Origin of the sequence: Methylovulum psychrotolerans (genome assembly GCF_002923755.1) — a bacterium.
Classification (GTDB): Bacteria; Pseudomonadota; Gammaproteobacteria; order Methylococcales; family Methylomonadaceae; genus Methylovulum; species Methylovulum psychrotolerans.
This window is the reverse complement of record NZ_PGFZ01000013.1, coordinates 77,172-89,779: the sequence shown is the minus strand read 5'-3', so window position 1 is coordinate 89,779 and position 12,608 is coordinate 77,172. Positions and strand designations below refer to the sequence as shown.

11 protein-coding genes and 1 pseudogene are annotated in these 12,608 nt (G+C 45.7%); 9 read left to right on the top strand and 3 right to left on the bottom strand.

Annotated elements, in window-relative coordinates:
- The 3 genes and pseudogenes from AADEFJLK_RS26125 to AADEFJLK_RS20170 all read right to left on the bottom strand — a co-directional run.
- Positions 1–154 (bottom strand): annotated as a pseudogene (locus tag AADEFJLK_RS26125) (IS982 family transposase); the annotation flags it as partial.
- On the bottom strand, positions 127–315 hold the full coding sequence (locus AADEFJLK_RS24150; RefSeq protein WP_146054681.1) for a hypothetical protein: 189 nt from the start codon (positions 313–315) through the stop codon (positions 127–129). The pseudogene AADEFJLK_RS26125 and the gene AADEFJLK_RS24150, both read right to left, overlap by 28 nt.
- Positions 316–361: 46 nt before the next feature.
- Positions 362–2,182 carry a diguanylate cyclase domain-containing protein gene (locus tag AADEFJLK_RS20170; RefSeq protein WP_249028098.1) on the bottom strand — a complete coding sequence of 607 codons (1,821 nt, stop codon included), beginning with the start codon at positions 2,180–2,182 and terminating at the stop codon, positions 362–364.
- 544 nt (positions 2,183–2,726) lie between these two features.
- On the opposite strand from AADEFJLK_RS20170, the gene AADEFJLK_RS20165 reads away from it, so the two are divergent.
- The 9 genes from AADEFJLK_RS20165 to AADEFJLK_RS25265 all read left to right on the top strand — a co-directional run.
- Positions 2,727–4,181 (top strand): HAMP domain-containing sensor histidine kinase, encoded by a 1,455-nt coding sequence (locus AADEFJLK_RS20165; protein WP_103975535.1) that lies wholly within the window; start codon positions 2,727–2,729, stop codon positions 4,179–4,181.
- Positions 4,182–4,188: 7 nt separating this feature from the next.
- Positions 4,189–4,788, top strand: a complete 600-nt coding sequence (locus AADEFJLK_RS20160; RefSeq protein WP_088620069.1) for a hypothetical protein — start codon at positions 4,189–4,191, stop codon at positions 4,786–4,788.
- 5 nt (positions 4,789–4,793) lie between these two features.
- Positions 4,794–6,413, top strand: coding sequence for a sensor histidine kinase (locus AADEFJLK_RS20155; protein WP_103975534.1), 1,620 nt, complete (start codon positions 4,794–4,796; stop codon positions 6,411–6,413).
- Positions 6,394–7,128 (top strand): response regulator transcription factor, encoded by a 735-nt coding sequence (locus tag AADEFJLK_RS20150; protein WP_249028097.1) that lies wholly within the window; start codon positions 6,394–6,396, stop codon positions 7,126–7,128. The genes AADEFJLK_RS20155 and AADEFJLK_RS20150 overlap by 20 nt, the downstream gene beginning before the upstream one ends.
- Positions 7,129–7,534: 406 nt before the next feature.
- Positions 7,535–8,482: a type I-F CRISPR-associated endonuclease Cas1f gene (cas1f, locus tag AADEFJLK_RS20145; protein WP_103975533.1), complete on the top strand. Its 948-nt coding sequence runs from the start codon at positions 7,535–7,537 to the stop codon at positions 8,480–8,482.
- Positions 8,479–11,397 (top strand): CRISPR-associated endonuclease Cas3'', encoded by a 2,919-nt coding sequence (locus tag AADEFJLK_RS20140; RefSeq protein WP_103975532.1) that lies wholly within the window; start codon positions 8,479–8,481, stop codon positions 11,395–11,397. Before cas1f ends, AADEFJLK_RS20140 begins: the two co-directional genes overlap by 4 nt.
- Before the next feature lie 3 nt (positions 11,398–11,400).
- The gene (gene cas7fv / locus AADEFJLK_RS20135; RefSeq protein ID WP_211299282.1) at positions 11,401–12,156 is read left to right on the top strand and encodes a type I-Fv CRISPR-associated protein Cas7fv; all 756 of its coding nucleotides are present in this window, start codon (positions 11,401–11,403) and stop codon (positions 12,154–12,156) included.
- On the top strand, positions 12,110–12,397 hold the full coding sequence (locus AADEFJLK_RS25270) for a hypothetical protein (RefSeq protein WP_211299281.1): 288 nt from the start codon (positions 12,110–12,112) through the stop codon (positions 12,395–12,397). The genes cas7fv and AADEFJLK_RS25270 overlap by 47 nt, the downstream gene beginning before the upstream one ends.
- A gap of 1 nt (position 12,398) precedes the next feature.
- Positions 12,399–12,608 (top strand): hypothetical protein (locus AADEFJLK_RS25265; RefSeq protein WP_211299280.1); only part of this gene is annotated, 210 nt, incomplete at its 3' end.

Sequence of the window (12,608 nt, the reverse complement as noted above, 5' to 3'; positions counted from 1 at the left end):
AACCGCAGATGATGCCGTTGCTGTCGGTCAAAAGGTGGCCTTCAAAACCGTAATACTTTTCATCCTTGGCGGCGCAGTAACCGTAACCCGCCTCCGTGCGGAAACAGCGGCTCCGGGCGGCGCGGGTTATCTTGCAAACGGGCATCGGTAAGCCGGGCTGCTATCGGCATCGACATAGGTTTGGATAAAGCAGGTCTCTCCGACCGTACACGCCAGCGGCATAGACAGTAGTGGGGTGTCCTCCGCCGCCGCTGGGACAGAAAGCGCTAAGTAAAATAAGGCAATAAAAATGCGCAGTGGTAACGGGTTTGTCATTAGCGTGCCTTCAGGGGGAAACGGCTGATGGTAGGTGCACTGGTGCTTAATGCCCCGACTGTTTGGCTTGGTACATGTTTTGGTCGGCCAAGTGAATCAGGGCATTGATTTCTGTCGCATCGTCAGGATACAGGCTAATACCGATGCTGGCGCTGATGGTGACTGCCCGTTCTTTAATTAGACAAGACTGGCTAATCAGCTCCTGCATAGTATCGGCCAGCCGTTGCGCGTTTTTTAGCGACCCGATGTCTTGCAGAATGACCAAAAACTCATCCCCGCCCAGCCTACCTACATAATCGCCCGCACGGATGGCATTGGGGAGGCGTTGGGCGATGGTTATCAGCAGGATATCCCCCGATTCGTGGCCTAAGTTGTCGTTAATCTCCTTGAAGCCGTTCAAGTCAAGAAATAATACTGCCACTTTGGTGTTGTCGGCGGCGGCAAGGGTGAGCGAATGTTTTAGCTCGTTAAAAATCAAGGCGCGGTTCGGTAGCGATGTCAGGTTGTCATAATGCGCGGCTTGCTTAAGCTTTTGCTCTAACTGTTTATCTTCGGTAATGTCACGGGCCATACAGATGATAAAACCGGCTTGGTCTTGTTTGCCTTTAAAGGGGGCGTTCAGCCATTCGCAAAGGATTTCGGTGCCGTCTTGTTTAAGGTTGGCGTTTTCGTGGCGGGCAATCGTGCGTTCTTTGTGTACAGTTGTGAGAATTTCTTCAATTTTCGGGCGGATTGCTAAAGGAATGATGACAAAAATACTCTTCCCGACAATATCTTTAGCCTGCCAGAGAAAGGTTTTTTCGGCTTCGGCATTCCAGCGTTGGATCCGGTTTTGGTCATCCAACACAATCAAGCTCAGTGGGGCATGATCGAACATGATGTTGAGCCTGGCCTCGTTAACGCGCACTGTACGATAGAAGCGGAATAAAACCCCTAAAAACAGGGTTAACAGCGATAGCCCCGCTGCCGTGTAGTACAGCGTCCTTTCGAGTTTTTTCACGTCATTTTCGCTATTAGGTAAATACAGCATCGCATCGGCATCGAAATGGGCCGGCAATAGCCCTAGCTGGTGGTAAGTTTGGGCGATATGCTGCCAGCGCCCCGGGTTCATATAACCAGGATCTATCAGTTCTGGCTGCATCAGTGCGTACATCGCCCGCGCTTCAAACTGTAAATGTTCGATGCTGTGTTGCTGCGAATAGCGGTCATAAATGAGTTGGATAATTTCGTCAGGATTTTGCATGGCGTAACGCCAACCGCGTAAGGTCGCTTCCCTAAAGGCTTTTACCCGTTCGGGATGCTCTGCCAATTCGCTTTCCAGTGTGAAGAAGTTATCACCATAAAAATCGATGCCGCTCATCCGTGGGCTGAATAGGTTGTAGGTATGGCCTTGTTGTTTGAGCGGATAAAGCTCATCAGTTATATACACCGACATCGCATCGGTTTTACCCGTCAGCAAGTCGTTGATGTTTTGGCTGTGGTGCTGTAAGTTGAAAGCTTTTTGGGTAAAGCCTTCCTGAAAGAAATAAGCGAATAATTCTGATGAACCCGATTCGATCATCACGTTACGGTCAACTAATTTATGGATATTGTCGATTCCTGATGAGGTAAGGGTAATCAGACCCAAAGGCGAGTGCTGAAAAATGACTCCAAGGACAATAACCGCATCGCCGCGATAGCGGTTGAGGATTAGTTCGCTGGTGCCAACACCAAACTGCGCCCTGCCGGCAATGACTTCTCGGACAACATCCACGCCTGGAGCGGCTTCAATAATACGGACATCAAGCCCGGCATCTTTATAAAAACCTTTTTCTTTAGCAGCGTAATAACCGGCAAATTGGAACTGATGTTGCCATTTTAATTGCAAGCTGACAGGTTCCTGCGCGGCTGACCAAGCAGGGTTTATACTCAGCAGAAAACAAACGCTTAAAAAAGCGTGAATAACATGCTTGCATTCATTAAACATAATTGCCTTTGCCAAGGTCTTTAAACCAAAGAAGCCATTTTTGACCATACCCCATACATCAATATGGTTGGTAATGGTGCAACGTTTTTTTAATATTCGCTCTTATTTACTGGGTGGTTAATAAAAAACGATAGAGTCTACCCGTTATTTAGTCGTGGGTAGCTTTTATTGATAGGCTATGTGATTTTAAGTATAGCAAAATATCCCATGGAACTAAGCTAGGTGTGCAAAAATACTTAAAATTAGGTAAGTAGGGATATTGTTATTGGCCTAAACCTATCCGCTAAGGGTGTGCCAAGCTCCAATAAGCTGTGATAGCCCAATTTGCCCGTACGGCAAACATTTTTCAAATCGGTATAGGTTTGGTGATATAGTCTTATGGCGTGTTTTAAGTTTTTTAAACCCCCTTAATGAAGCCTTTAGTGCTTGCTTTTTCATATTGCGGATGAAATTCAAAAAAATAATATCGTTAAAATCCCTGATTATTTTAGGCTTTGTGATTGCCGTTATCCCATTGTTTTTGGGTGTGATGTATGCGGCTTTTGCTATGCGCGAGACGGCCATCTTGGGCAGGGCGATCAATTATCAGGTCTTTGCACAGACGAAGGCAATCCGTTTGGTGTTACAAAAGTCTTCCGATGTTGAACGTAAGGCGCGGCTGTTCATTTTGTTGTCAGATCCGGCGTTACGTCAGCCTTATGAGCGCGAATCTTACGAAAATACCCGGTCGGCATTCAAACAGGCATTAAGTGAGCTACTGAAATTACACGTCGACAATAAAATAGCTTTGCTGGCCAATGAATTGTCAGAAAAAGAAAACCTTATTTATCAGCAGATTATGGGGTCGGCAGCGGGCGATAATGCCAGTGTTGCTGTGAATGAGGCTTTTCAGGGGCTGCGAGAATCTTCCAACACCCTCTCGCGTGAGTTTGAAAGCCATGTCGACCATGAGTTTAACGAATTGCGCCAGCAGTCGGAAATTCTTGAGCAAGGGCTATTGATTAAAGGTGCGGTGTTGTTGGTGGTGTCATTTATTTTTATTGTGTTGCTGCTAATTGTGTTATCGCGTTCCATGCGGCAATTGGATGCGGCTATCCGCCGTCTAGGTTCGACGGAACTGGCTGAACCGATTGTGGTCAGCGGCCCTACGGATTTGCGCTATCTGGGCGAGCGTCTCGAATGGCTGCGTACGCATTTAATGGAATTGGCCCTTTCTAAGCGGCAGTTTATCCATAATGTTGCTTGTGAAATAAAAACGCCGCTACAGGAAATCAGCGAAGGGGCGCAATGGCTAGCTAGCGATGCCGAGGCGCAAGGCGATGCTATGCGCCAGAGTATGGCCTTGGTGCTGTGCGCGAATATTGAAAAATTGCACACTGTGTCTGAAGAATTAGCCCGATATAGCCAAATTAATGCCATGTCGGCCATACAGCACCCGCAAACCGTTAATCTGAAAGAGGTGTTGGAAGCGGTTATTATGGATTATCAAGAGCCTATTGCCGCCAAATCGCTGAGTATAAAGAAACTTCTCAGGCCTGTTGCAATGTCTGGTGTTCAGGAGCAGTTGCGCGGTATTATCGGCCACTTGCTTGCCAATGCGGTGCAGTATTCGCCGGTGAACGGAGAAATACGCATCATGTTGCGTGAGGCAGGTGGGCAGGTAGAATTGGAGATTGAAGATGAAGGGCCGGGAATTGCGCCAGAAGACCGCAGCCGTGTCTTTGAGCCTTTTTTCCGTGGAAAGGGGATGCTTGATGACGCTAACGAAGGAGCGGGGTTGGGTTTGGCTATTGTTAAAGAATATGTCGCCAACCACCAAGGCTGTGTCGATATTATTGATCCCCGTGAAGACCAACAAGGCGCCCGGATCCAGGTTCGGATACCGTTAAAGGAGTTATGAAAGCGATATGTTGTTAGCACTGATAAAATGGATAAGTTTGGCTTACATTGCCTTACTGATGGTTGGCTGTGCCGAATGGGGTTCGGGTACTAAAGAGACTCCCGCGCCCGCTTATAATGACCCATATACACAGTCAGACCTTAATGAATTGCTGGGTTTCGGGGCGAACATGGCTAACACCCCGCCCGCCTCACGCGCTGAACTGTGCCAAGCTTTACTGGATCGGCAAAAATCGTCCCCTCAAATAGGGTTACAATTACATCTTATGGTGGGGCGGCTGCTTTCCGATGCCTGTGGCGACATTGGCGCTATCATCAGTGGCGTGGCGGCTATTCCGACGGCTAGCTTGGCTGATGAACAAGTACGCCGATTGGTGGCTATTGATTTGGAAGCGCTGAAACGGTTAGGATCAGTATCGAGAAAAATCAGCACTTTAGACCGCAAACAAAAAAATGTCCAATCTGTGCTGGAATCGAAACCGCCCAAAACTCCCAAAGTGGAGGGTAATAAAATGGAAAGCAATAAAGATGAGGCCCGTCTGTTGCGGGAAAAGCTGGAGGCCATCAGGTCTATGGAAAAACAAATGGATGAGAACGGCGGAAACTAGCGGCTATGTTTCGTCTTCGATTGTTGGTGGCTATTAGCCTATCTTTCTGTTTTGTTTTGTTGTTAGGGACGGTGCTATATTGGGGTTCAAACCAAGTCGGCCTTTATTTCCAGCGTAGCCAAACCGCCTACCAAGCATTTGATGATTATGGGCATTTATCTCAAGAAGCGTATCGGTACTTTAAACAGCGCATGGATAGCTTGCTAACCGATAGTCCTGCTACTGAAGCCGGGATTAAGACTTCTAAACAGCGGCTTTACGAAGCGATGGACAAGCTCAGAAATACGGCGATACAAACCCCTGCCAGCGACCTAGCTCCAGAAGGTGGGCAAGATAAGCCCGCCGAATTGGAAAGGGTGGCGCATTTCACGGCTTTTTTGGAAGCCAGCGAATACCGTTTTGATGAAATTGAACGCTTGCGCCAACAAGGTAAACGCAGTTTGGCTGTGCAGGCTTTTGCACAATTCTCGGAACAAGAAATCGACGGTAAATTTCAGCCGCTCATTGATGTCGCCATTAATGCCGAACGGGCCAAAGCCCAAACGGCCAAGGCAGAATTGGACAAATTGGTTGGGCTTTCGCGCCGAATTGCCGTTATGGCGGCAGTGACAGCCGCACTGTTTAGCCTTACCGCCGGCATATTACTCTTGCGCAGTGTCCGAAAACCTATCGAAGCATTAATGAAAGGTACGGATGAAATTGCCTCAGGCAACCTGCCCTATCGTATTCAACTCAATACCCACGATGAATTTGCGTATCTCGCCATGCATTTCAATCAAATGGCCGAAGAGATTGCGCTGCAACAAAACAAACTGCGCGAGGGGCGTGTCCTGCTGGAGAAAAAGGTCGCCGAACGCACACTTGAGTTACATGAACTGAATGGGCAGTTACAGCACATGGACAGTACGCGGCGGGAGTTTTTGGCCGACATTAGCCACGAACTGCGCACTCCGATTACGGTTATCCGTGGCGAAGCCGAGGTGACGTTACGCGGTGATGATCGCCCTGCCGAAGAGTATAAAGAAGCATTGCACCGTATTGTCGAATTGGCTATGCAATTGGCTAAGTATGTTAATGATTTGTTGTTCTTGGCCCGTGCCGAAACCGCCCATTTGCACTTTGAATGGGATCATGTCAATTTGCTGGAGTTAGTCGCCAGTGCAGTCGAGGATTTTCAGGTTATGGCGCAGGAAAATGCTTTGACCGTTGCGCTGAATACACTTGGCGAAGCGCTTTGGGTGCGTGGGGATAAACAACGGCTTCGGCAGGTGCTGTTTATTCTCGGTGACAACGCCTGCCGCTATTCAAAGCCCGGCGGGCATATCGCCGTCTGCTTGGCGGCGGATGGCGACCAAGCGATTATTAGCCTCAGCGACCAAGGCATCGGCATCCCCGCCCAAGATTTGGAGCGTATTTTTGACCGCCATTTTCGCAGTAATAATGCCCTGAGTTCGCGGGATGACGGCTCGGGTTTGGGCTTGCCTATGGCTAAAGCCATATTGCAAGCACACGGCGGGCAGGTCAGCGTGGCCAGCACTGAACAGCAGGGGTCGACGTTTACGGTGACACTCCCTTTGATTTCGATAGGACAGGATAATTTTGTCAATGAGCGGGAAATACTTTAACGCCGATAACGCCCAAAGTATGGGTTACAAGCGCGTCCTCTTGGTGGAGGATGATGTGCGTATTGCCGATTTTGTCCGGCGTGGCCTAAAGGCCGAAAGTTATGCCGTAGAGGTGGCGCGAAGCGGACAGGAAGCCATCACAATGGGAAGTGTCGGGCAGTTTCAGGTGATTATTTTGGATTTGGGCTTGCCTGATATGAATGGCCGGGAGGTGTGCGGGCAATTGCGCTCTCAGGGGGTTGATACGCCCATCCTTATGTTAACAGCCAGGGATACCGTGCAGGATAAAGTCACCGGCCTGCGTTCAGGTGCCGATGATTATATGACCAAACCCTTCGCTTTTGAAGAATTGCTTGCGCGTATCGAGGTGCTGATGCGGCGGCAGCGTGGCGGCGACAGCAAGCCGGAAGCGTCGAATGAATTGCGCATAGCCGATCTGGTGTTGAACGGCGAAACCCATGAAGTGCGGCGCGGTGAGGCCGCTATCGAGCTGACCCCTAAGGAATATGCCTTATTAGAATGCTTGATGCGCATGTCCGGGAAAATGTTAAGCCGCACCCGGATTCTGGAGCAGGTGTGGGGTTACAGTTCTGACCCTTTAACCAATGTCGTGGACGTTTATATACGCCAGTTGCGCCGTAAAATTGATGACGGGCATGAACTGAAATTGCTTAAGACCGTACGCGGATTCGGCTACAAAATGGATGCTTCGTGATAGTAGCCGCGTCAAAAATAGGCTAGTCTCCTACGGAGCTGATGCCGAGAAATTGCAAGCTAACGTATTAGTGGATGTTATCAAACAAGTAGTACGGCGTATAAGCAAAAGCAGGACGGATGTCCTGTCATAATACCTTTAAATCCCGTCCAGAAAAGCCAATTGGCTCCAGTCCCAGTCCCTCCCTCCCCATCATCAGGTACAATCAGAATAAAATAATGGGTTGTTATTTTTTAAGTGTTAATTTATATATTTAATCGGTTTAAAATGCTATCTTTTATCGCGGTTTTTATATCGTTACAAACGACGCTGAGAAAAGAGGAAAAAAACAACCATTAAACCATCGGATTTAAGTTCCGTTTCCTGCGTCCTCCCTAAATTTACTATTTATCAGGGCCAGCCATTAATGGAACAGTTGTCTGATCTAAAAGCCATCCTACATTCTAAACGTGCCAATATTTACTACCTAGAAAAGTGTCGCGTCATGCAAAAAGACGGGCGGGTGCTGTATTTAACCGAAGCCAAAGACCAAAACTACTATTGGAACATCCCCATCGCCAACACCACTGTTATCATGCTGGGTACTGGCACATCCATCACCCAAGCCGCCATGCGGATGCTGGCCAGTGCCGGGGTTTTGGTCGGCTTTTGTGGCGGCGGCGGTTCGCCCTTATTCTCAGGCAGCGAAATCGAATGGCTTACCCCACAAAGCGAATACCGCCCTACCGACTATGTGCAAGGCTGGCTCAGTTTTTGGTTTGACGAAAACAAACGCTTAGCCGTAGCGCAAACCTTCCAGCAAGCCCGCATCGCTTACTTACAACGCGTCTGGGAAAAAGACCGCGATTTAAAAGCCGAAAACTTTTTTGCCGACGACAAAGACATCAGCACCGCTTTAGACGGCTACGCCCAGCAAATCCCCGCCACGCAAAAAGTCGGTGAGTTGTTGCTAAAAGAAGCCGCACTCACCAAACAACTGTACCGTTATGCCGCCAAAACCACCAAACTCGGCAACTTTGTCCGGGAGCGCGAAGCCACCGACCTTGCCAACGGCTTTTTAAACCATGGCAACTATTTGGCCTATGGCCTCGCCGCTACCACCTTATGGGTGTTGGGCATACCGCACGGCTTTGCCGTCATGCACGGCAAAACTCGGCGCGGCGCGTTGGTGTTTGATGTCGCCGACCTTATCAAAGATGCCATTGTTTTGCCGTGGGCATTTATCAGCGCCAAAGAAAAAGCCACCGAGCAAGAATTCCGCCAACAACTCCTGCAAAAATTCACCGAACATAAGGCCTTGGATTTTATGTTTGAACAAGTCAAACAACAAGCCTTACGCGAGGATCTGCCATGATGGTGACTTTTGTCAGCCAGTGCCAAAAAAAAGCCCTGGCCCGCACCCGCCGCGTTTTAGATGCCTTCGCCAACCGCATCGGCGACAACACTTGGCAAACCGTGATAACCGAAGACGGCCTCATCGCCGTGAAAACCCTACTCCGCAAAACCGCCACCAAAAACACCGCCGTGGCGTGCCACTGGTTGCGTTCCCGAAGCCGTAGCGAATTGGTTTGGATTGTGGGGAATCGGGATCAATTTAATCCCGAAGGCGTTGTACCTGTAAATACCACTTTAAAAGAACTCATTATGGATATGCCAAGCGATAAACCTAACCCTAATATGTTGTATGCAAATACGCAGTTGCAATCATTAAGCGAGCACTTGTTTGCCGTTGGTTACGTTGCCGAACAATTACATAAACGATTGATGCCTAATCAAGAAAAACAATCAACAGCTACGTTTGTCGCGGGTTGTTTACATGATGTAGGAAAAATAGACCCGTTTTTTCAAGACTGGGTGAGAAATCCCAAGAAAAGAGATTTTGTTGCAGATGACGGGCAACATATTGACGATGCAAAATTTAGTTTTGACAAGCATCCCCGACACAATGAAATTTCCGTTTTGCTTTATCACTTGCTTGACAATATTGCGTTAAAGCAAATTAATGCCGATAACAAAAAATCGATAAAACACGTCATTTATTGGCATCACGCCAAACCATTCCGAAAAGAAAAAGATTTTGTAACGTATGGCGACATTTACAAAAAATTGAATAGCAACTTGAAGGATTTGCCTTTTGCTGAATTTCTCGTAAAAGCAATTCAATTGCTTCATGTTCTGAGCGCCATTGATGTGAAATATCGGGGGCTTGAAGAATCCGTTATTGCAAAGATTTTTAGCGAAGAAGCTGACTTGGACGTTATCAAGGCACAGGGCGAATTGGCTTTGCCGTATTATAAAAAATATGAATCTGAAGAAAATATCGGCGAATATCCTGCCCAAATCCGCGATAACGCTAACAACAATATCATGCGGGCCTGTGTCATTTCAGCAGATCGTTGGGTATCAGCTTTAGAACCATCTGAGTTACATGCCCATATTAAAAATAACAGCCTTGATGCTTTAGTGGCTGAAAAACTATTGCTCGAATCTGCCCTTTGCTCGCATATTGAAACCTGCTTAACACAGTTTCCGGTGGGTGAACGCAGTTCCAAGCAAGGTGAAGTAGCAAACCAATTAACCAAAACACAGGGCGTTGCGGTGTTGGCGGGCCCTGCGGGTTGTGGCAAAACTAAAATAGCGCTGGAATGGGCTAAATCAAAGCAAGCCCAACAAATCATTTGGATATGCCCAAGAGTACAGGTCTGCCAAGGCTTATTTCATGAATTGACCTCCGAGCAATACCTGCCTAATGCCGATATAGAAATCAATACAGGCGAATTCAAATTTACTAATCAATGGGATAAGCCAACGCTAGAGGACGACTATTTTTCAGGCAATATTGTCATCACCACCATAGATCAAATCTTCGGTGGAATCATTACCCATACCAAAGCCAATTCGTTAATCGATTTTCTCAATGCACATGTGGTGTTTGACGAGTTTCACGAATACATCAATATGCCAGCTTTTAATTTGTTATTTGCCGAGTTAGTAGCCTGTAAACAACAACAAGAGCAATTAGCCAATACTTTGCTGGTTTCAGCTACCCCCCATTATGTTTATCTGAGAAAAGTATTACAAATTGATCCAGAAGACATAGTTGCTATGCCATCTTTTAATCAAAGCCTTTACCGCATTGAGTTCAACGTATTTGATGAAGCTAAGCAAGATGAAAGCAATCCGCTTTATCAAGTACGCGAATCCAATACAATTGTAATTAGCAATACCGCCATAACCGCACAAAAAAGCTTTATCCGTAATCATTGCCAAGAAAATGCAGTGTTATTGCATTCTAAGTTTAAAAAAAGCGACAAAAAACAGTGGTTTGATGAAGTCTATGAATCTTTCAAAAAAGAGGGTACACAAAAATTTGCCGTCTTGCGCAGTGGGCCGATTGTACAAGCTTCGTTAAACATTACCTGCAATAACATGGTTGCGGAAATTACCAATGCCGAAGATTGCTTACAACGCTTAGGCCGACAAGACCGATTCGGCGTAAATAAAGAAGTCAATGTGTATTGCATTGCTGTACCTGAATCGATTGACCAAGGCAAAGGAACTGGAGCTGCCGCCCGTTTTTTATCACGTATGTACACGTTTGGTTCTACCAAAGCGTGGTATCAGCTTTTAAGAGCCGAACTAGATGGTAAGCCGTTTAAATTACCGTATTTATATCAGCTTTATGAAGCATTTCACCAATCGGGAAATGGACAGAAATTTATTGAATCTGATTTGGCCGCGTCGTTTAAAGCCAGCGTGATGTTAATCGGTCAAAAAGTTATTGACCCGATCAAAATTTCACCCAAAAAAGCCCAAGAAAAAGGGCGGGGTAAAATTAGCAAGCACTCATTACGCGGCGAAAACCGCTTTGTGCAAATGGCGGTATGTAATGTTAACGATCCAGGTCAACCGGAGTTTGTCGATGAATATGCCTATCAAATGCCAATCAACGAACGCGACGATTTCGACAATTTGACGGCTTCTAAAAATGAAATTGAGGGCTATGGCGACAGTGAGAAAAACCTGCTGGCTTATATGAAAGCTAAACACCACAACATTATGGGCGGTAACAAAGCCTATAAAGATTTCATCTTGTTCAATGAAGCAAGAGATCCAGAATTCCCCATTTACCTGAGTTATACACCCAATGATTTACTTTTGGTGGGTGGGGAAAGCGCACGGCATAGTTATGCCATTTACTATGCTGTGTGCGACAAACAGCCTATCGGCGCAATTTCAATTAAACAACTGAATTCAAATGAGGAATGATGTATGCAAAAAATAACGGGTATTAAAAGCGTTGATTTTAAAGTGGTTGCTAGTGGGCACGGTGTTGTTAACTGGAATGGGCCTACTGAGTTGGTGACTGAAATTGAAGGTAAATCTAAACCAATCAATAACCATTCAATGCCAAAATTAAGAGGTTATACGAATATAAAAGGCCATTGGGACGATGGAAATCCTAAATATAAAGAACCTCAAAATATTAACTTCAAAGAAACTCCTTTATACATTAGCACTAACTGCATTAGGCATCATTTGTTTAGAGAGGAATTCGTTGATTTGCAAAGCCCAGAAATTGTCCACAATATGGACAAATTGCTTTGTTCATTAACCGGACTGATTAGAGGTTATGTAATCCCTAAAACAGAGAATAAAAGAACAAGCCCGTTATTACTAACAGACTTCCAAGATCAATTGTGCAAGGGAAATTACGATCAAATGGGAAGATCAGGAAGCAAAGAAAAAGGAAAAACAAAATCAGGGACTGAAAAAAGCACATCCATGTTTTCAAAAACTACTTTTGGTGATACTGAATATATAGGTTACGGTTCAATAAGTATTGAGCAACTGCAATTTATATCGCTTAGTGAAGATTATAGTAGATGTGCTATGCGTATTGACAGCAATAAAGATGGTGAAAATTTAGCTAAAAAAATTACTGATTTTATAAAGACACTCGCATGTTCTGATGACGTAAATGCCTACATATCACGAAAATTATGTAAGAAGAGGTTCGATATTTAATAAAGGTGAAGCGGGCATTTTACTCAATAATACAGCCGTTGGTGTTATGGTTGATGAGACATTGGATATGATTAAAAGGCTTACAATACGACAAGCTAAAGGCTTTATGTTTGTTGATGAAATGTTGGTCGATTATAACGATGGTAGTGTTGGCAGAGATATGATGCGTATCAAGCATTCGCCGTCTAATATATCTGAAATTAAAAATGGAGAATATGCTATTTATTTTGAGGGAATATAAAATGGTTATTTATATTGTCTATGATTCTTGTTGGCAAAACTCATTTTTGCATGGTTCCGATGACAAACCAATAAATAATAACAATGTTAGAAAATTCAAAACCACATCAAAGGCAAATGTTATTGATTATCGTGAAATTAGCATAACTACTGTTCTTGGTGTGTTATGCCGATTAATAGGGGATCAGAGAAAGCTTTATCAAGCACGTCAA

Bases quoted from the DNA above. Each gene is read 5' to 3' on its own strand.
- AADEFJLK_RS24150 (WP_146054681.1), bottom strand. From the start codon at position 315: ATGACAAACCCGTTACCACTGCGCATTTTTATTGCCTTATTTTACTTA.
- AADEFJLK_RS20165 (WP_103975535.1), top strand. From the start codon at position 2,727: ATGAAATTCAAAAAAATAATATCGTTAAAATCCCTGATTATTTTAGGC.
- AADEFJLK_RS20160 (WP_088620069.1), top strand. From the start codon at position 4,189: ATGTTGTTAGCACTGATAAAATGGATAAGTTTGGCTTACATTGCCTTA.
- AADEFJLK_RS20155 (WP_103975534.1), top strand. From the start codon at position 4,794: ATGTTTCGTCTTCGATTGTTGGTGGCTATTAGCCTATCTTTCTGTTTT.
- AADEFJLK_RS20150 (WP_249028097.1), top strand. From the start codon at position 6,394: ATGAGCGGGAAATACTTTAACGCCGATAACGCCCAAAGTATGGGTTAC.
- cas1f (WP_103975533.1), top strand. From the start codon at position 7,535: ATGGAACAGTTGTCTGATCTAAAAGCCATCCTACATTCTAAACGTGCC.
- AADEFJLK_RS20140 (WP_103975532.1), top strand. From the start codon at position 8,479: ATGATGGTGACTTTTGTCAGCCAGTGCCAAAAAAAAGCCCTGGCCCGC.
- cas7fv (WP_211299282.1), top strand. From the start codon at position 11,401: ATGCAAAAAATAACGGGTATTAAAAGCGTTGATTTTAAAGTGGTTGCT.
- AADEFJLK_RS25270 (WP_211299281.1), top strand. From the start codon at position 12,110: ATGCCTACATATCACGAAAATTATGTAAGAAGAGGTTCGATATTTAAT.